At 58.7% G+C, this 16,855-nt stretch carries 22 protein-coding genes and 1 pseudogene; 15 read left to right on the plus strand and 8 right to left on the minus strand.

Translation table 11 applies throughout. The annotated features are described in order from the left end of the window. The first annotated feature begins 70 nt into the window (after positions 1–70). Entirely contained in the window at positions 71–790 is a 720-nt protein-coding gene (locus tag C8N31_RS00225) for a helix-turn-helix transcriptional regulator (protein WP_025046938.1), read from the plus strand. On the opposite strand, the gene C8N31_RS00230 is transcribed toward C8N31_RS00225, so the two are convergent. Further along, positions 787–1,671, minus strand: a complete 885-nt coding sequence (locus C8N31_RS00230; protein WP_025046939.1) for an EamA family transporter — start codon at positions 1,669–1,671, stop codon at positions 787–789. The genes C8N31_RS00225 and C8N31_RS00230 overlap by 4 nt on opposite strands. A gap of 97 nt (positions 1,672–1,768) precedes the next feature. On the opposite strand from C8N31_RS00230, the gene C8N31_RS00235 reads away from it, so the two are divergent. The 7 genes and pseudogenes from C8N31_RS00235 to C8N31_RS00265 all read left to right on the plus strand — a co-directional run bounded on the left by C8N31_RS00235 (position 1,769) and on the right by C8N31_RS00265 (position 6,057). Beyond that, a complete protein-coding gene (locus C8N31_RS00235; RefSeq protein ID WP_025046940.1) occupies positions 1,769–2,248 on the plus strand; it encodes a MarR family winged helix-turn-helix transcriptional regulator in 480 nt (159 codons plus the stop codon). 78 nt (positions 2,249–2,326) lie between these two features. Then, complete coding sequence (gene ispH / locus C8N31_RS00240) at positions 2,327–3,277, plus strand: 4-hydroxy-3-methylbut-2-enyl diphosphate reductase (protein WP_025046941.1); 951 nt, start codon at positions 2,327–2,329, stop codon at positions 3,275–3,277. A gap of 63 nt (positions 3,278–3,340) precedes the next feature. Beyond that, positions 3,341–3,955: a LysE family translocator gene (locus C8N31_RS00245; RefSeq protein ID WP_025046942.1), complete on the plus strand. Its 615-nt coding sequence runs from the start codon at positions 3,341–3,343 to the stop codon at positions 3,953–3,955. 1 nt (position 3,956) lies between these two features. Further along, a pseudogene (locus C8N31_RS00250) lies at positions 3,957–4,408 on the plus strand (DUF3429 domain-containing protein). Continuing rightward, positions 4,405–4,992: a class I SAM-dependent methyltransferase gene (locus C8N31_RS00255; protein ID WP_025046943.1), complete on the plus strand. Its 588-nt coding sequence runs from the start codon at positions 4,405–4,407 to the stop codon at positions 4,990–4,992. Before C8N31_RS00250 ends, C8N31_RS00255 begins: the two are co-directional and overlap by 4 nt. Further along, positions 4,985–5,437, plus strand: a complete 453-nt coding sequence (rnhA, locus tag C8N31_RS00260; protein WP_025046944.1) for a ribonuclease HI — start codon at positions 4,985–4,987, stop codon at positions 5,435–5,437. Before C8N31_RS00255 ends, rnhA begins: the two co-directional genes overlap by 8 nt. After that, the gene (locus C8N31_RS00265) at positions 5,434–6,057 is read left to right on the plus strand and encodes a trimeric intracellular cation channel family protein (RefSeq protein WP_025046945.1); all 624 of its coding nucleotides are present in this window, start codon (positions 5,434–5,436) and stop codon (positions 6,055–6,057) included. Before rnhA ends, C8N31_RS00265 begins: the two co-directional genes overlap by 4 nt. Positions 6,058–6,131: 74 nt before the next feature. Here C8N31_RS00265 and C8N31_RS00270 read toward each other — a convergent pair whose 3' ends face one another. From C8N31_RS00270 to def (C8N31_RS00290), 5 genes are read right to left on the minus strand one after another with little or no spacing between them, the layout of a single operon-like run. After that, positions 6,132–6,368 (minus strand): hypothetical protein, encoded by a 237-nt coding sequence (locus tag C8N31_RS00270; RefSeq protein WP_025046946.1) that lies wholly within the window; start codon positions 6,366–6,368, stop codon positions 6,132–6,134. A gap of 2 nt (positions 6,369–6,370) precedes the next feature. Beyond that, a complete protein-coding gene (fmt, locus tag C8N31_RS00275) occupies positions 6,371–7,285 on the minus strand; it encodes a methionyl-tRNA formyltransferase (RefSeq protein ID WP_025046947.1) in 915 nt (304 codons plus the stop codon). Positions 7,286–7,319: 34 nt separating this feature from the next. Further along, positions 7,320–7,817 carry a peptide deformylase gene (gene def, locus C8N31_RS00280; protein ID WP_025046948.1) on the minus strand — a complete coding sequence of 166 codons (498 nt, stop codon included), beginning with the start codon at positions 7,815–7,817 and terminating at the stop codon, positions 7,320–7,322. Beyond that, positions 7,814–8,311, minus strand: a complete 498-nt coding sequence (def, locus tag C8N31_RS00285) for a peptide deformylase (RefSeq protein ID WP_025046949.1) — start codon at positions 8,309–8,311, stop codon at positions 7,814–7,816. Before def (C8N31_RS00285) ends, def (C8N31_RS00280) begins: the two co-directional genes overlap by 4 nt. After that, positions 8,308–8,826 (minus strand): peptide deformylase, encoded by a 519-nt coding sequence (gene def / locus C8N31_RS00290; RefSeq protein ID WP_025046950.1) that lies wholly within the window; start codon positions 8,824–8,826, stop codon positions 8,308–8,310. Before def (C8N31_RS00290) ends, def (C8N31_RS00285) begins: the two co-directional genes overlap by 4 nt. Positions 8,827–8,920: 94 nt before the next feature. On the opposite strand from def (C8N31_RS00290), the gene C8N31_RS00295 reads away from it, so the two are divergent. Together C8N31_RS00295 and C8N31_RS00300 are read left to right on the plus strand one after the other, a co-directional pair. Further along, positions 8,921–10,090 (plus strand): MalY/PatB family protein, encoded by a 1,170-nt coding sequence (locus C8N31_RS00295; RefSeq protein WP_025046951.1) that lies wholly within the window; start codon positions 8,921–8,923, stop codon positions 10,088–10,090. A gap of 143 nt (positions 10,091–10,233) precedes the next feature. After that, the gene (locus C8N31_RS00300; RefSeq protein ID WP_025046952.1) at positions 10,234–11,130 is read left to right on the plus strand and encodes a DMT family transporter; all 897 of its coding nucleotides are present in this window, start codon (positions 10,234–10,236) and stop codon (positions 11,128–11,130) included. On the opposite strand, the gene C8N31_RS00305 is transcribed toward C8N31_RS00300, so the two are convergent. Continuing rightward, positions 11,127–11,486, minus strand: coding sequence for a hypothetical protein (locus tag C8N31_RS00305; RefSeq protein ID WP_025046953.1), 360 nt, complete (start codon positions 11,484–11,486; stop codon positions 11,127–11,129). The two genes, C8N31_RS00300 and C8N31_RS00305, sit on opposite strands and share 4 nt — an antisense overlap. A 175-nt stretch (positions 11,487–11,661) precedes the next feature. Here C8N31_RS00305 and C8N31_RS00310 point away from each other — a divergent pair, with 175 nt between their 5' ends. Then, positions 11,662–12,636: a glutathione S-transferase family protein gene (locus C8N31_RS00310; protein WP_025046954.1), complete on the plus strand. Its 975-nt coding sequence runs from the start codon at positions 11,662–11,664 to the stop codon at positions 12,634–12,636. Here the strand turns inward: C8N31_RS00310 and C8N31_RS00315 are convergent. Next, the gene (locus C8N31_RS00315) at positions 12,633–12,998 is read right to left on the minus strand and encodes a response regulator (protein ID WP_025046955.1); all 366 of its coding nucleotides are present in this window, start codon (positions 12,996–12,998) and stop codon (positions 12,633–12,635) included. The genes C8N31_RS00310 and C8N31_RS00315 overlap by 4 nt on opposite strands. A gap of 187 nt (positions 12,999–13,185) precedes the next feature. Here C8N31_RS00315 and C8N31_RS00320 point away from each other — a divergent pair, with 187 nt between their 5' ends. Genes C8N31_RS00320 through C8N31_RS00335 form a run of 4 tightly spaced genes read left to right on the plus strand, consistent with a single transcriptional unit; the run spans position 13,186 to position 16,634 of the window. Further along, positions 13,186–14,133, plus strand: a complete 948-nt coding sequence (locus tag C8N31_RS00320; protein ID WP_025046956.1) for a threonine-phosphate decarboxylase — start codon at positions 13,186–13,188, stop codon at positions 14,131–14,133. After that, entirely contained in the window at positions 14,130–15,044 is a 915-nt protein-coding gene (gene cbiB, locus C8N31_RS00325) for an adenosylcobinamide-phosphate synthase CbiB (RefSeq protein ID WP_025046957.1), read from the plus strand. The genes C8N31_RS00320 and cbiB overlap by 4 nt, the downstream gene beginning before the upstream one ends. A 9-nt stretch (positions 15,045–15,053) precedes the next feature. Further along, positions 15,054–16,226, plus strand: a complete 1,173-nt coding sequence (locus C8N31_RS00330; protein ID WP_025046958.1) for a lytic murein transglycosylase — start codon at positions 15,054–15,056, stop codon at positions 16,224–16,226. Positions 16,227–16,238: 12 nt separating this feature from the next. Continuing rightward, a complete protein-coding gene (locus C8N31_RS00335) occupies positions 16,239–16,634 on the plus strand; it encodes a rhodanese-like domain-containing protein (RefSeq protein WP_025046959.1) in 396 nt (131 codons plus the stop codon). Positions 16,635–16,855: the final 221 nt, after the last annotated feature.

Here is a 16,855-nt window from a genome sequence, read left to right on the forward strand (position 1 = left end):
TATTAAGAATATACATATTTACAACCCCCACGCGACCCCCCGAAATCGGGGGAGGGAGATACTGAACAGAATGCTTGTTGACCAAGCGACCAGACTGGAACAGATCCAGTGTACAGAAGCATTGTGGCTTGGCGTGGTGGAGACCTTCGCCAAAGCGGGCCTGCGGCATGCGGTCTACCTGACCGTGGGCGCCGATTTTGACGCGCCATTTATGCGCAGTACGATCCCCGGCCTTTATGAAAATTACCCCCCTGAACGTGATCCGTTCCTGCGCCATTCCTGCACCAGCTACGACATCCTGACCCTGGGTGCCGCCTATATCGACAGCCATCCTTATGTAAGCGAAACCGAACGCGCCTTTGTCAAACGGGCAGCGACAGCTGGGTTGAATGCCGGCCTGGGCATCCCCGTGCGGCTCAAAGGATTTGACCGCTTTGGTGGTTTCATCCTGGGCAATGATCAAGATCGCGCCGGCTTTGATGCCGATATCCTGCCCCGCGCAGATGAATTGCGTTTGTTCTGCCACCTGATGCATCGCCGATTCGAAGACTTGGCCGCAGAAGCGGCGATGCCTTTGCCTCAGGAATTTGACACCCTCAGCCCGCGCGAGCGGGAAATTGTGCTGCTGCTTGCCCGCGGCTGTAGCAGACAGGAAGCGGCCGAGATCTGTTCCATTTCTGTGCATACTGTGTCGGATTATGCCAAAACGGCCTATCGCAAGCTTGGCGTAAACAATCGCGCTCAAGCCGCCGCATTGCTACACGCGGCGGCCACGGGCGGTCGGGGTTAAGCCGCCACTTTGCCGATCGCTGTGGCCGCTACCGGGCGGCGCAAGGCGTATTGTCCGGCAACCACACTGGCCAAGACGATGACCATGCCAATGACCTGACCGGGCGTCAGCGTTTCGGACACAAACAACCACCCTAGAACCGTCGCACTGATTGGGCTGAGCAGACCCAGCACCGAAACCGCCGCAGGTTGCAACCGCGCGATGCCGCGCAGCCAGAGGACATAAGTCAGCGCCGCACCAATCAGACCAAGATACCCAAGCCCGATAAGATTGCTCAGGGTCAGCGTTGTCCAATCCGTTTCCGCAAAGGGCGCAAACGGCAACAAAAGCAATCCACCCGCCGTCAATTGCCACGCAGTAAACGTCAGCGCGGGCACAGGCGGCTGCCATTTGCGGCTCAACACCGTGCCCAGCGCCATTGAAGCAGACCCTAGAATCCCCGCCAGCACCCCCAGGCCGTCCAGCTTTGCCTCGGGTGTCAGAATCAACAAGGCCACCCCCAAGACGCCAGCCCCGATGGCCAACAGTGACAGAGGCCGGATCGCAGTGCCCAACAGCCCGCGTGCCGCGAAGATCACGATGAATGGCTGCAACGCCCCCATCACCGCCGCCACACCGCCCGGAAGACGGTAGGCCGCAAAGAACAGCAAGCTCCAGAAAATGGCGAAGTTCAGCGCACCCAGAACCAGCATGCGCGGCACCCAAATGCCCTGTGGCAATTGCCGCACCAACAGCAACAACAAAAGCCCCGCAGGCAAAGCTCTGAGAAGGGAGATCGTCAAAGGATCGAGGTTCGGCAGAAATTGAGTGGTAACGATATAGCTGCTGCCCCAAATCGCCGGTGCCAATGCAGTGAGAAACAGATCGTGAGAGCGGGTCATGGTCAAAGGCCTTTCATTATCTTGACGTAAAGAATCTTGATATGGAGATAATGAAAGAAATCTTGACGTCAAGACACCTCCCGTGTTTTCTGCGCGGATGGACGACATCGACAAGATCAAAACCCAATGGGCCAAGCAGCGCCCCGACCTGAACACCGACCCAATGGCTTTGATCGGTCGGATCTCACGGCTGTCGCATCATCTCAGTCAGGAAATGGGAAAAACCTTTGACGCGCATGGCCTGACCAGTGCGGGGTTTGATGTTTTGGCCACCTTGCTGCGCTCCGGCCCGCCGCATGCCCTTTCGCCCAATCAACTGCTCGCCACGATGATGGTCACGTCGGGCACCATGACCCACCGGATTGATCTGCTTGAAAAAGACGGGCTGGTGCGCCGCATCCGCAACCCGGACGACAAACGCGGTGTGGTGGTTGCCCTGACGGACAAAGGCATAAAAACCGTTGATGCCGCAGTCACAGATCACGTGGCAACCCAGACACGGCTGGTCTCGCACCTTGCGCCTGACCAACAAATACAGCTCAACGCATTGCTCAAGGTGTTCCTCAACGGCCTGTAGCGCCCCCGTTTCCAACACCGCCAGACTGGACCCGGCCCGCGCGAACCCCTATCTGACATCCAAGAGCAGGAGCCCGCCATGACCAAACCGCCCCTCACCCTATACCTTGCTGCGCCGCGCGGCTTTTGCGCGGGTGTGGACCGCGCGATCAAGATTGTTGAAATGGCCTTGGAAAAATGGGGCGCGCCTGTCTATGTCCGCCATGAGATCGTCCACAACAAGTTTGTCGTCGATGGCCTGCGCGACAAAGGCGCGGTGTTTGTTGAGGAACTGTCTGATTGCCCTGACGACCGGCCCGTGATCTTTTCCGCGCACGGCGTGCCCAAATCCGTGCCGAACGCCGCCGCCGCCCGCAATATGGTTTTTGTCGATGCCACCTGTCCGCTGGTCAGCAAGGTGCATATCGAGGCACAGCGCCACGCCGATGCAGGTCTGCAAATGATCATGATCGGTCACGCTGGACACCCCGAAACAGTCGGGACAATGGGGCAATTGCCCGAGGGCGACGTGCTGTTGGTGGAAACCCCTCAAGACGTGGCAAAGGTCGCTGTGCGCGATGCGTCCAAACTCGCCTATGTGACCCAGACCACCCTGAGCGTCGATGACACCGCCGAGATTGTCGCGGCGCTCCAATCCCGGTTTCCTGCCATCATCGGCCCGCACAAAGAAGACATCTGCTATGCCACCACCAACCGCCAAGAGGCGGTCAAGGCAATGGCACCCAAATGCGATGCTATGCTGGTTGTCGGCGCACCCAATTCATCAAACTCAAAACGGCTGGTCGAGGTCGGCAACCGCGCGGGCTGTTCCTATTCGCAACTGGTGCAACGCGCCGCCGATATCGATTGGCGCAGCCTCGATGGCATCTCTTCAATCGGCATCACCGCTGGCGCCTCTGCGCCCGAGGTTCTGATCAACGAAGTCATCGACGCCTTTGGCGCCCGATACAACGTCACCCGCGAATTGGTGGAAACCGCACAGGAAAACGTCGAGTTCAAAGTGCCGCGTGTGCTGCGCCAACCGGCCTGAGCATTGGCCTTTACGCCTTTGCCCGCCTTGCATAGGCTTGGCTGAAACGGCTGGAGGCATCTCATGATCACATTTCAATTCTTACTCACCGCACTGGTTGTCGTGCTGGCCCCCGGAACAGGGGTGATCTACACGCTGGCGCTAGGCCTTGGCCAAGGTCGGCGCGCCGCGCTTTGGGCCGCGCTGGGATGTACCTTCGGGATTGTGCCGCACCTCACTGCGGCAACCCTCGGCCTTGCCGCAGTATTGCACACCAGCGCCTTGCTGTTCTCCATCGTCAAATGGGCCGGGGTCGCCTACCTGCTGTATTTGGCATGGCAGATCTTGAAATCCGGCGGTGCGCTTTCTGTCACGGCGGAGGACAAACGCGACATTGGCCTGCGCATTGCCCGGCGCGGGGCGCTGATCAATATCCTGAACCCCAAACTGTCGATCTTCTTTCTGGCCCTGCTGCCGCCTTTCCTGTCGGGCAACGCCGCAACAGCAACGGCAGAAATGTCGGTGCTCGGGCTGGTGTTCATGGCCATGACCTTTGGCGTTTTTGTGATCTACGGCTGTTTCGCCGCCGCCGCTCGCACATGGATCCTCGGCTCCGAACCGGTGATGCGCTGGTTGAACCGCAGCTTCGCCGCGATCTTCGCCGCGCTGGCGGGCCGCCTCGCGCTAGAACGCGCCTGACATGGGCCGCATCCCCGCCCCTGCATTTCTGCTCGGCCTTGCGGGGTTGTTGCCCTTTCTCTGGGGCGCATTGCTGATCCTTGGCTTTTCGGGCGGGTTAGAAGCGATCCTGCCTCAATCGCTCAGCGGCGATGGTGGCTGATCATGATGCGCTACGGCGGCATCATCTTGCCGTTTATGTCCGGCGTGCTCTGGGGTTTTGCGACCAAGGCGACAGGACCGCAGGCCGCCATGGCCTATGCCCTGTCGGTCTTGCCGGCGCTCTGGTGGTTTTTCATGCCGGGGACCGGATATATGTCCGCGCTGATCAACCTCGCCAGCGGCTTTGCCGGGTTGCTGTTTCTTGATTTTGCATTTCAACGCTGGGGTCTGGCACCCGGTTGGTGGATGTCTTTGCGCCTGCAGCTGTCCTCGGTTGTGCTGGCTTGTATTGCTGTGGGGATCTTTGCATGAGCGATGACGAAACACTCAAGGTCTATGCCGAAAAGGCCGACGATTATGCCGCCGTTGTCGGCGACGATCATGACCCGCATCTGGCGGACTTCGCCAAGGCCCTGCCCAAAGGCGGCGCGGTGCTCGACCTTGGGTGCGGGCCGGGGCATGTCGCGGCGGCGCTTGCCCGCGATGGCTTTGACCTCACCGCCACAGATGCGGTGCCCGAAATGGTCGCGATGGCCAATGCCCACCCCGGCGTGTCGGCCCACTGCGCCACCTTTGATGAAATTTCCGGAACCGACCTTTATGATGGCATCTGGGCCAACTTCAGCCTCCTGCACGCATCGCGCAGCGATATGCCCCGCCACCTGGCCGCCCTCAAATCCGCGCTCAAACCCGGCGGTGTCTTTCACATCGCCCTCAAATCCGGCAGCGGCAGCAAACGCGACGCCATCGGCAGGCTCTATACCTACTATACAGACGCCGAACTCACCGGCCTTTTGGAGGCCGCAGGATTTTCTGTCACCAATCACGCATCAGGACGCGGAAAAGGGCTGGACGGCACCTATGCCGATTGGATAGCCCTGCGCGCATATGGCTAAATTATACGCATACACAGATGGCGCTTGCTCAGGTAACCCCGGCCCCGGTGGCTGGGGCGCATTGATGCAGGCAAAGGACGGCGAAACTGTTGTCAAGGAACGCGAACTCAAGGGCGGCGAGGCCGCGACCACCAACAACCGCATGGAACTGATGGCCGCGATCAGCGCGCTTGAGGCGCTGGACCGGACGACGGAAATTACCATCGTCACCGACAGTAACTACGTCAAAAACGGGATCACCGGCTGGATCTTTGGTTGGAAGAAGAACGGCTGGAAAAACGCCGCCAAAAAGCCGGTGAAAAACGCCGAACTCTGGCAACGGCTGGACGAGGCCAACGCCCGCCATCAGGTGACATGGGAATGGGTCAAAGGCCACGCAGGACATCCCGAAAACGAACGCGCCGATCAACTGGCCCGTGACGGCATGAAGCCGTACAAGCCGTGAGCCTGATCAACCTTCTGGATTATGGATCGGTCCTGATCTTTGCCATCACCGGCGCATTGGTCGCCAGCCGCGCCCAGCTTGACCTTGTCGGCTTTGCCTTCATCGCCAGCCTGACCGCCCTTGGCGGCGGCACCATCCGCGACCTGCTGCTGGACCGCAACCCGATCTTCTGGATCGACAACCCAACCTATCTGGCCGTCGCAGGCGCGGCCGCGCTGGCGGTGTTCTTTTCCGCCCACCTATTGGAAAGCCGCTATCGCACTCTGATCTGGCTCGATAGTTTCGCTCTCGCCATTGCCGTCGCCGCGGGGGCGGCTGTTGCCATCGGCCAGGACCAATCCGCCGTAATCGTGATCCTGATGGGCATGATCACCGGATGTATGGGCGGGCTGATGCGCGATGTTGTGGTCGGGCAGGTTCCGCTGATCCTCAAACAGGGAGAGCTTTATGCAACCGCCGCCTTTGCAGGCGCCGCCGCCGCCGCCGCGGGCCGTCACTTCGGCCTTGACCCACTACTGTCCCTATCGGCCTGCGCGTTGATCAGCTGGATTCTGCGGGCCGGATCATTGGCGCTTGGTTGGCATTTGCCGGTCTACAAAAGCACACCGCCCAAGGTCTGAACGCACCGCCCTGCCCTTTTTGGCCCTAAATATTCCCGCCGGAGGCATGGCCTTGCCCCGCAAGGCCACCTGCATCAGCGCCGCCAGTGAAACGGCACAATAATGAGCGCCCCGATTGAAGATACAATTGCATTCATTCCGGCACTGTCAAAACCGATGTTGAACATGATCCGAACAAAGAAGAACACAAACGCCCCGCCCACACAGATGATGATGCTCTGCAAAATCCCGTTGTGGGTCCAACCGGTTTTTTCCGACAGATAGCCAACGATCCCGGCGATCACGACCGTGCCAAACATCGTCAGAAACATCGCTACTCTCCCGTCAACCGTTGGCCAGCGCCGATCTGTGCGCCCTGCTGAAACACTTGCGTATCCTGCGCCGCTTTGCCCGCCCGTTGCAAGCGGGTCAGCACCACTGCACCTGCCCCGCAGGCCACCCGCAGATCAGATCCAAGCACCTCACCCGCCGTGCCGGACCCGTCTGCCAGTCGCGAGCCAAGCGCCTTGATGCGCACGCCATCCAGTTCAAACCACGCGCCGGGAAAGGGCGACAATCCCCGGATCAACCGGTCTACCTCGACCGCCGGTTTACTCCAGTCGATCCGCGCCTCGGCTTTGTCAATCTTGGCGGCATAGGTCACGCCCTCATCGGGTTGCGCGGCCGGGGTCAACTGGTCCAAACGGCCCAGAGCCTCCACGATTGCGCCTGCGCCCATTTGGCTCAACCGATCATGCAACTGTGCCGTGGTTTCTTCTGCTCCAATCGGGGTGGTCTTGCGCAACAACACCGGTCCAGTGTCCAGTCCAGCCTCCATCTGTATGATGCACACGCCGGTTTCCGCATCCCCCGCCATGATCGCCCGGTGAATAGGCGCCGCCCCGCGCCAACGCGGCAGCAGGCTGGCGTGAATGTTCAAACAGCCCCGTGCCGGTGCATCCAGCACCGCTTGCGGCAGGATCAGCCCATAGGCCACCACCACCGCAACATCGGCACCAAGCGCGGCAAAATCCGCCTGCGCCTCTGGCGTCTTCAGCGACACCGGATGACGCACCTCGAAACCCAACTGTTCGGCCCGCGCTTGCACGGGACTTGGGCGATCCTTCTTACCGCGCCCTGCCGGTCGTGGCGGCTGGCAATAAACGGCGGCGATCTCATGCCCTGCCGCCGCCAGCGCCTCCAGCACGGGCACCGAAAAATCCGGGGTTCCCATAAACACAATGCGCATCGCTGGCTCCTGACTGCCGGAGGTGCCGGCCCTGTTATCCGTTCAGTTTACGCGCCTTGCGCAACAGCATGTCACGTTTGACCTTGCTGAGATTGTCAAAATACATCTTCCCCGCCAGATGATCGATCTGGTGCTGGACGCTGGTCGCCTCCAGCCCGACAAAATCACGGCGGGTGATTACGCCGTTCTCATCCAGAAACCGCACGGTCACACCGCGCGGGCGGCTGATCTTGGCGGAAACACCGGGCAAGTTCGGGCTGGCCTCTTCGTGCACATGCATCACGGCGGAGGCATCAATCACCTCCGGATTGGCCATGCGCACCCGGCGGTTGCGCCCCTCGGAGGCATCTACGACCGCCACTTTCAACATCACGCCAATCTGCGGCGCGGCGAGGCCCACACCGGGCATGGCGTCCATCGTCTCGATCATGTCATCCCAAAGCCTGCGGATCTCGTCGGTGATCTCGCTCACCGGCTCTGCCGCTCGGCGCAAGCGGGCATCGGGCCAGGGGATAAATCGTCGCTGGGTCATTGGGCTTGATACTCCGTTATCAGATCGGCGCGGGTTTGCGCATCCAGATGATCAAAGGTCACAACGCCGTCCAGATGATCCAGTTCGTGCTGGGCGCAGACCGCGCCAAAGCCGTCAAAACTCTGCACATAACGCCCGCCGTTCAGACCGGTCCAGACCATCTGCACCTGCGTGGGACGGGAAACCTCGGCGGTCACGCCCGGAATGCTCAGACATCCTTCGGTGTTCACGGCGCGGTCTTCGCCAATCTCCTGCAACATCGGATTGATGCAAACCAGCGGGTCAGATTTGCCCTCTTTCCAGCCGATATCCATCACAAAAATCCGCAACATTGCGCCCACCTGAGGCCCGGCAAGGCCACGGCCCGGCGCGTCATACATGGTCTCAAGCATATCGCGGGCCAGTGTTTCGATCTCCGGCGTGATCTTCTCAACCGGCGCACAGATCTCTGCCAGTCGCGGATCGGGCCACAGGACAATTGGCAGAACGCTCATCCGCGCGCCAACTCGCGTTTGAGCTTGACCATTTTGCGGGTGATCATCTGGCGCTTGAGCGGTTTGAGGTAATCAATGAACAGCTTGCCGTCCAAATGGTCGATCTCATGCTGCACACAAGTCGCCCACAACCCATCAAACCCCTCTTTGTGTTCGGTGCCATCGCGATCCATCCAGCGCACCTCAACCTCTGCGGGGCGGGTGACTTCGGCAAATTGTTCGGGGATGGACAGACAGCCTTCCTCGTAGGTGTTCAAATCCGTTGACGAGGCCAGAACCTCAGGATTGTACATCACCACAGGGCGCGGGCTTTCGTTTTCCTCTTTGTTGCAATCAAGCACGATCACCCGCTGCAACAACCCGATCTGCGGCGCGGCCAGCCCAATGCCCGGCGCGTCATACATCGTTTCGAGCATATCATCGCCCAAAGCCCGCAGCGTATCTGACAAATCGTCAACAGGCGCAGCGGTCTTCTTGAGCCGTGGATCGGGGTGCAAAAGGATATTACGTTTCATGCAGCTGATGTAGGCGATGGGCCTGCGCACTGCAACAGGGCTTGCAGCCCCTGTATTTCCCGCTAGCTTGGCCCAAATTCCACAGGAGACCTCCATGAGCTTTGACGAGATTATCGACCGCCGCGGCACCCATTGCGCAAAGTGGGACAAGATGGAGGCGATTTATGGCGTCCCCGCCGATGACGGTATCGCGATGTGGGTCGCCGATATGGATTTTCAGCCGCCGCAAGTGGTGCGCGATGCGATGCAGGCACAGGTCGATCACGGTATTTTTGGTTATTTCGGCGATGACAGCAAATACATCGCGGCGATCCAGTGGTGGATGCAGAATCGCCATGGCTGGACCGTAGAGGCCGATTGGATTTTCACCACTCATGGCTTGGTCAACGGGACCGCGATGTGTGTCGATGCCTTTACCGCGCCCGGCGATGGTGTTGTGCTGTTCACGCCGGTTTACCACGCCTTTGCCAAGGTGGTTAACGCCGCAGGCCGCAAGGTTGTCGAATGCGAGATGGTCAACAACAACGGCCACTACGAGATGGATTTCGACAGCTGGGATGCCCAGATGACGGGCAGTGAAACTATGCTGGTGCTGTGTTCGCCGCACAATCCCGGCGGCCGGGTCTGGACCAAAGGCGAACTTGAGCAGGTAGCGGCCTTTGCCAAGCGGCATGACCTGATCCTGGTGTCGGACGAAATTCACCATGATCTGGTGATGCCCGGCAACACCCATACACCGATGGCCAAGATCGATGGCATCACTGACCGCCTGATCATGATGACGGCGACCACCAAGACATTTAACCTAGCGGGCGGGCATTCGGGCAATGTGATCATCGAAGATCCAAATCTGCGCGGCAAATTCGCGGCGCGGATGAATGCGCTTGGATCATCACCCAATTCCTTTGGCCTGATCATGGCCACTGCGGCCTATTCCCCTGAAGGCGCCGCATGGGTGGATGATCTGGTGGGCTACCTTGATGGCAATCGCAAGCTTTTCGATGCGGCAGTGAATGCTATCCCCGGTTTGGCGTCGATGGATCTGCAATCGACCTATCTGGCTTGGGTGGACTTTGACGGCACCGGGATGAGCCGCGAGGAGTTCACCAAACGGGTCGAAGGGGACGCCCGCATCGCGGTAAACCATGGCCCAACCTTTGGCAAAGGCGGTGAAAGCTTTTTGCGGTTCAACATCGCCACGCCCCGCGCCCGCATAGAAGAGGCCTGCAACCGTCTGGCCGAAGCTTTCAAAGACCTCCAGTAACCGCTCCAACGGGGCCGGTCCAAGCAGGGCACTGACCTTGCTTGGATCGATCGGCGGGCAAGTCCACTTTTGTCGAATTTCTTCTTGACCTAAAGTTAGGTTAAGCCCGCAAGGTCACTCTCAGACCTTACTGAGAGACACCTATGATACCGATTTGGATTGTTGCTGCTCTTGCCACCGCCTCCTGTTTCGCGGTGTCGGGCCTGCTTGCCTATGACGCGGCGCGGGCGCTTGGTGCAACGGTGTTTAGCTTTGTTCGGATGGCATTGGTCGCAATCGGTGCAGGCGGGTTGGTGCTGCTGTTCGGGCTCGACAGCCGGATGAACGGCGATGATGTTGCGCTGCTTTGTGCTTCGGGGGTGATGGGAGTGTTTCTGTCTGACACCCTGCGCTATGCCTCGCTTTCACGGGTAGGGCCACAGCTTCAATCGCTGCTCGGCACCGCCACCGCGCCCTTTGCGCTTTTGTTGGGCTTTCTTGTTTTGGGACAGACGATTTCTATGCTGTCTTTGGTTGGCACCGGTATGATCATAGCGGGCCTCGTCGCCGCTGCGAGTGCCCGCAGCAATACCAGTGACACAAGATTCACCGGCGACACTGCGGGCCTCACGCCGGGCATCGGGTTTGGTCTGGGGGCCGCACTCACCCAAGCGGGCAGCGTATTGATCGCAGCGCCGGTCATGGCCAAGGGCATTGATCCGTTGTCAGCAACCTTTGTTCGTTCCGTTGCAGGGGCGTTGAGCTTGCTTTTGCCCGTCTTGCTATCTGCCCCGCGCCGAAGCAAAATTCAAAGCATGACCCGCCCCGTGGCAAAGCAGGTTGTCTTCAGCGCCGTCGTCGGCACTGGCCTTGGCATGTCACTGCAGCTTTTCGCATTGGCAAGTGGGCCGGTCGGCATTGTTGCAACCTTGTCCGCAACAACGCCCCTGATCGTTTTACCGATGATCTGGATCATCGGTCGGTCCCGGCCCAAAGCATTGGCATGGCTTGGCGCCGTCATCGGAGTGGCTGGCGTCGCGCTGATCTCGAACGCGTCCTAACCGGCCCGCCCATCCGAAATCAGACCAACAGGCGCATCTGCTGCCTTTTCAAAGTCCAGCGCAGCGGCGTAGGCCACAGCTGTGGCGCGCTTGAACTCATAACGCATCTCGCCCGCTTCTTCCTCGCTGGCGATAATCAGGCATTGGAACAGGTGGTTGGCCCCATCATAAAGATCCACCAAACCACGCAGTTTTGGTGCATCTTCTGCCTCTACCGCAAAGCCGGTTTTCCACATCCGCAGCACCGGATAGATCACCCCATTCACGTCAATCCGCAAACGTGATGCCTTGCGCAGACTATCGCGCCGCGCCGCATCGAGACCCGCCTGAACCTCTTTGGAGAAAAAAATTTCCATAGCAAACCCCCATTCACCTGATCAAAAACTGCCCTAAACCATGGCAAAATCAAGTTAAATTTCTATGACACCCGCCAAACTGTGCAAATTTGCAGAGGCGCATGCGCGGCAGTTGCCCCTGTGGTTTTACTAAAACACCCCTAAATCTGACCAAACAGCGCACAAGGAGATCAAAATGGGCCTATTGGTAGACGGAAAATGGCAGGACAAATGGTATGACACCAAGTCGACCGATGGCGCCTTCAAACGATCCGCCGCAAAATTCCGCAACTGGATCACCGCAGATGGCACCGCCGGACCCTCTGGCGAGGCGGGCTTCAAAGCCGAATCGGGCCGCTATCATCTTTATGTCAGCTATGCCTGCCCCTGGGCGCACCGCGCACTGATCTTTCGCGCACTGAAAGGGCTGGAGGATCACATAACGATCTCTGCCGTACATCCGGATATGCTGGGCGAGGGGTGGACCTTTGCGGACGATTTTGACGGGGCGACCGGCGATACCCTGTTTGGCTATCCCTATGCCCGCGATGTCTATACCCGTGCCGATCCGAAATTTACCGGTCGGGTCACCGTGCCGATCCTATGGGACAAAACCCAGAACACCATCGTTTCCAACGAAAGCTCCGAGATTATCCGCATGTTCAACAGTGCGTTTGACGGTATCACCGGCAACACCGATGACTATTGGCCCGTCCAAATGCGCGACCAAATCGAAGCCGTAAATGATCGCATATATGACACCTTCAACAACGGCGTCTACAAGGCCGGTTTTGCAACCACCCAAACCGCTTATGACGCGGCGATAGTGCCTCTATTCGAGACACTCGATTGGATCGAAGACATCCTGACAAAGAACCGCTATCTGATCGGAGATCAGATCACCGAAGCCGATTGGCGACTGTTCACCACGCTTGTGCGGTTTGATCCGGTGTATCACCAGCATTTCAAATGCAATCGCAAACGCATTGTCGATTACCCCAATATCTGGGCCTACACCCGAGAGTTATATCAACAGCCCGGCGTTGCGGGCACGGTTAATTTTGATCACATCGTGCGTCATTATCACTACAGCCATGATACGATTAACCCAAACCGGATCATCCCGATCAACCCCGTGCTGGATTTCGACGCCCCGCATGGCCGCGGTTAACAGCCCTCGGCGCAATAATGCTCAACCATCGTCGCCAGATCTTCTGGCGGCGTGGTGGCAGGCAAAAAGGCCCGTGCATTGGCAAAATGCGCAAAGATCGATCCGTCCGAAAAAAACGTTCTGCCGGTTACAAAAACCACCCGTGCATTTGGTTGCCGAAAGCTGGCAAAATCCGCCACATTCATCGCCGATCCGCCCTTGAGTTCGAGATCCAGCACGATGGTTTCGAAAGGTTCATCCGACAGACAATTGATCGCATCATCCGGCCAGCACACCAGTTTAGTTTCCATGCCCAGACGGTCCAGATGCCGCTGCCACAACTGACCAAGGTCTTGGCAGCTTTGGACGATCAACACTTGCATGGAAGCTCCTTCAAAAGGATCAAAACGACCCGCATCTCACTGGTCTGCCCAATTCGTTAACAAAAGGTTAACGGACGTCCGAAACCTTTAACCTTTGCAACATGACTTGAACACTTGGCACAATTCCGCTTTGACCTTTGCACCATCCGGCACAATTTGGCCGGTGACGCACAAAAGGAAATGCAAGGTGGACAGCGGCAAACGGGATCATGGCGGCGGGTTGGACGCGGCAGCGGCGCAGTATGGCGGACAGCGCGGTGATTGGCTTGATCTGTCTACCGGCATCAACCCTGTGGCCTTCCCCTTGCCCGAAATCCCGGAAAACGCCTGGACCGCCTTGCCCGATGAGGCGGCCTTGTCAGAGTTGGAAAGCGCAGCCCGCAGGTTTTGGAAAGTGCCCGAAGGCGCCGCCGTGATGGCGGTCCCAGGTGCCTCCGCTGCGATTGTTCATATTCCCCATCTGGCGCCTGCTGGCACAGTGCATATTCCGGGACCGACCTACAATGAACACGCCGCCAGTTTCGCGCAGGCCGGGTGGCGCGTAAGCCATGACGCCGGTCATGCCACGGCAAGCGTCCATGTCCACCCCAACAATCCCACAGGGCAGCTTTGGCAGGTATCAGATCTGCATGGCGCGTTGCGTGTGATCGATGAAAGCTTTTGTGATGTGACGCCGGACAGGACCTTGATGGATCAGGCGCTGACCCCCGGCACGCTGATTCTGAAAAGCTTTGGCAAGTTCTGGGGGCTTGCAGGTGTGCGGCTGGGGTTTGTGATTGGCGATCCGGCCCTCTTGAACCAGCTTCGTGCGATGCTGGGCCCATGGGCGGTTGCCGGCCCTGCACTGACCATTGGCGCCGATGCCCTGCGTGCGCAGCAGTGGGCGGAGGGAACCCGCAACCGGCTGCACAAAGACGCCTTGCGCCTTGACGCGTTGGTCACCGCCAAAGGTGCAAAGCTGGTGGGGGGGACTGATCTTTTCCGGCTTTATGAGGTGGAGAATGCCGCCGAATGGCAAGGAACACTGGCCCAACACCATATCTGGAGCCGCATCTTTCCCTACAATCCCCATTGGTTGCGCCTTGGCCTGCCGACCCCGGACCAATGGACCCGTATCGAAAAGGCAATGCTATGAACACAGCCGCACTGTTGATCATCGCCATGGTTCTGGATGCCGCGATGGGAGAGCCGAAATGGCTTTGGCAGCGGATGCCACATCCGGCTGTTCTCATGGGCCGGGTTGTTGGCTGGCTTGATATGACGTTGAACAGCGGTACTGGGCGCAAGATCAAAGGAAGTCTTGCGCTCGTCTTGCTGATCCTTCTGGGCTGGTTCGTCGGTAATGTTCTGGCGCTCTTTGGTCCTATAGTCGAAATCGTCGTTGTGGCGATTTTACTGGCGCAAAGATCACTGGTCCAACACGTTCAAAAAGTCGCGGACGGATTGCGGATGTCGGTGCAGCAAGGCCGCCGCGATGTGGCCATGATTGTGAGCCGCGACACGGCCACAATGGACGGATCAGCCGTGGCCCGTTCCGCCATCGAAAGCGCCGCAGAAAACCTCAGCGATGGGGTGATCGCCCCGGCGTTTTGGTTCCTGATTGGGGGGCTTCCCGGATTGCTGGTCTACAAATTTGTAAACACCGCCGATAGCATGATCGGCTATCGCACCCCTCGCCATGAACAGTTTGGCTGGGCTTCTGCACGGATGGATGACCTGCTGAATTTGGTGCCTGCCCGTTTGACCGCACTCTTGATCGCGCTGCCTGCAGGGGTGATCGCCCAATGGCAAATGATCCGCAGCGACGCCGCACAGCATAAATCACCCAACGCCGGTTGGCCGGAGGCGGCCATGGCCCGCGCCATTGATGTGGCCCTCGCCGGTCCACGCACCTATGATGGCATCACGCAACAATTTGCATGGGTGCACAGTTCCGGATCGCGCAACATCGGCCCTGTTGAAATTGATGCGGCAATCACGCGTCTGTGGCATGCATGGGCTCTGATGTTGGGCGTTGCATTTCTGCTGTGCCTGTTAACGAGTTAAAGGAAGAATATGCGCCGCTTTTTGATCGCCGCTGCCCTGACCGCAGCCCCCCTGACCGCCCTTGCCGATGTGCCCTGTGGCGGATCATTCTCCAAATTTGTGCAAGGTCTCAGAACCGAGGCCATTGCCGCAGGCATTGCGCCCAGCACCGCAAAAGCGTTCTTTGCCGGGGTCAAAAAAGACCCTGCCGTTCTGCGGGCCGACCGGAAACAAGGCGTGTTTCAGATCCCTTTTGTGGATTTCTCGCGCCGCCTGATTTCCAACGACAGGATCAACAGAGGCCGCGCCAACGGCAAAAAATTCGATGCGATCTTTGACCGGATTGAAAAAACCTATGGCGTGGATCGCGGTGTCTTGCTGGCGTTTTGGGCCTTTGAAACCGACTACGGCAGCTTTCAGGGCGATTTCAACACCGCCAATGCCCTCGTCACCCTTGCACACGACTGCCGCCGCCCCGAATTGTTCCGCCCGCAGGTCATCGCCGCGGTAGAGCTTTTTGCCCAAGGCGGGTTTGATCCGAAGTCCACCACCGGCGCATGGGCCGGAGAGATCGGCATGGTGCAAATGCTGCCCCGCGACATTCTGGAAAACGGTGTGGATGGCGATGGCGACGGCCAAGTGTCCCTCAAAACCTCCGCGCCGGATGCACTGATGTCGGGGGGTAAGATGTTGCACCACCTTGGCTGGCGCGCAGGCGAGCCTTGGTTGGACGAGGTTGCAGTTCCGAATGACTTCGATTGGTCCCTGACCGGGCTGGACGTCCAGAAATCTACGGCCGAATGGCGGGCACTGGGCGTCACTGCTCGCAACGGCGATCTTGCCAATGGATTGACGGCCTCCTTGCTATTGCCGCAAGGCCGCGGTGGCCCGGCCTTTATCGCTTACCCCAACTTCCGCGTCTATTTTGACTGGAACCAAAGCTTTACCTACGTGATGACCGCCGCCTATTTTGCCACCCGATTGCAGGGGGCCAAGGTCTTTGACGCTGGCAACCCCGAGCCGGGACTTGAAGGTGGCCAAATGAAACAACTGCAAACCAAATTGCAGGGCCGTGGCTATGATGTGGGCGACATTGACGGTATCCTTGGCGCAAAGACCCGCACCGCGGTGCGCCGCGAACAGGCACGGCTGGGTCTGGCCGTTGATGGCTGGCCAACGCCCGCCCTTCTTGGCAAACTTTGATCGGAGACTGAGATGCCGCTGAAACGTACGTCTGCCCAAATGGTCGCCGAGGCCCGCGCCCGCATCGAGGAAATCGGCAGTGCGGATGGCATCGCGATGGCCAGTGATCCAAATGTTCAGATCGTCGATATCCGCGATCCCCGCGAACGGGAACGGGTCGGATTTATCCCGGGCAGTTTTCATTGTCCTCGCGGTATGTTGGAGTTCTGGGTGGACCCGGACAGCCCCTATTTCAAAGAGGTGTTTGGGGAGGATAAAAAGTTCGTCTTTCACTGCGCCTCCGGCTGGCGATCCGCCATTTCGGTAGCCACATTGCAAGACATGGGATTTGACGCCGCGCATCTCAAAGACGGATTTTCCGGATGGGAAAAGGCCGGGGGCCCAGTTGAAAAGAAAGCGGCGAAGTAAGATCGTGTTAACCATGCTGTGACAGGTAGATTGAAACTCAGAGCGGATTTGACTACTCTTGAGTTTCCGGCACGTGCATATTCGAACATATCACTGCAAAAAGACCCCGCAGAGCTGGTACTCTGCGGGGTCACTTTTATTCAAGGGTTCGAACTATCCCTCAAACAAAAGCCGGATGATCGTCGTCAGCAACGTCGCCGCCGCAATCAAGACCATCCACT

It is taken from the genome of Sulfitobacter mediterraneus (assembly GCF_003054325.1).
In the GTDB taxonomy this organism is placed as follows: Bacteria; Pseudomonadota; Alphaproteobacteria; order Rhodobacterales; family Rhodobacteraceae; genus Sulfitobacter; species Sulfitobacter mediterraneus.

Excerpts from the sequence above, each read along its gene's own strand:
- C8N31_RS00225 (WP_025046938.1), top strand. The coding sequence starts at position 71 with ATGCTTGTTGACCAAGCGACCAGACTGGAACAGATCCAGTGTACAGAA.
- C8N31_RS00230 (WP_025046939.1), bottom strand. The coding sequence starts at position 1,671 with ATGACCCGCTCTCACGATCTGTTTCTCACTGCATTGGCACCGGCGATT.
- C8N31_RS00235 (WP_025046940.1), top strand. The coding sequence starts at position 1,769 with ATGGACGACATCGACAAGATCAAAACCCAATGGGCCAAGCAGCGCCCC.
- ispH (WP_025046941.1), top strand. The coding sequence starts at position 2,327 with ATGACCAAACCGCCCCTCACCCTATACCTTGCTGCGCCGCGCGGCTTT.
- C8N31_RS00245 (WP_025046942.1), top strand. The coding sequence starts at position 3,341 with ATGATCACATTTCAATTCTTACTCACCGCACTGGTTGTCGTGCTGGCC.
- C8N31_RS00255 (WP_025046943.1), top strand. The coding sequence starts at position 4,405 with ATGAGCGATGACGAAACACTCAAGGTCTATGCCGAAAAGGCCGACGAT.
- rnhA (WP_025046944.1), top strand. The coding sequence starts at position 4,985 with ATGGCTAAATTATACGCATACACAGATGGCGCTTGCTCAGGTAACCCC.
- C8N31_RS00270 (WP_025046946.1), bottom strand. The coding sequence starts at position 6,368 with ATGTTTCTGACGATGTTTGGCACGGTCGTGATCGCCGGGATCGTTGGC.
- fmt (WP_025046947.1), bottom strand. The coding sequence starts at position 7,285 with ATGCGCATTGTGTTTATGGGAACCCCGGATTTTTCGGTGCCCGTGCTG.
- def (WP_025046948.1), bottom strand. The coding sequence starts at position 7,817 with ATGACCCAGCGACGATTTATCCCCTGGCCCGATGCCCGCTTGCGCCGA.
- def (WP_025046949.1), bottom strand. The coding sequence starts at position 8,311 with ATGAGCGTTCTGCCAATTGTCCTGTGGCCCGATCCGCGACTGGCAGAG.
- def (WP_025046950.1), bottom strand. The coding sequence starts at position 8,826 with ATGAAACGTAATATCCTTTTGCACCCCGATCCACGGCTCAAGAAGACC.
- C8N31_RS00295 (WP_025046951.1), top strand. The coding sequence starts at position 8,921 with ATGAGCTTTGACGAGATTATCGACCGCCGCGGCACCCATTGCGCAAAG.
- C8N31_RS00300 (WP_025046952.1), top strand. The coding sequence starts at position 10,234 with ATGATACCGATTTGGATTGTTGCTGCTCTTGCCACCGCCTCCTGTTTC.
- C8N31_RS00305 (WP_025046953.1), bottom strand. The coding sequence starts at position 11,486 with ATGGAAATTTTTTTCTCCAAAGAGGTTCAGGCGGGTCTCGATGCGGCG.
- C8N31_RS00310 (WP_025046954.1), top strand. The coding sequence starts at position 11,662 with ATGGGCCTATTGGTAGACGGAAAATGGCAGGACAAATGGTATGACACC.
- C8N31_RS00315 (WP_025046955.1), bottom strand. The coding sequence starts at position 12,998 with ATGCAAGTGTTGATCGTCCAAAGCTGCCAAGACCTTGGTCAGTTGTGG.
- cbiB (WP_025046957.1), top strand. The coding sequence starts at position 14,130 with ATGAACACAGCCGCACTGTTGATCATCGCCATGGTTCTGGATGCCGCG.
- C8N31_RS00330 (WP_025046958.1), top strand. The coding sequence starts at position 15,054 with ATGCGCCGCTTTTTGATCGCCGCTGCCCTGACCGCAGCCCCCCTGACC.
- C8N31_RS00335 (WP_025046959.1), top strand. The coding sequence starts at position 16,239 with ATGCCGCTGAAACGTACGTCTGCCCAAATGGTCGCCGAGGCCCGCGCC.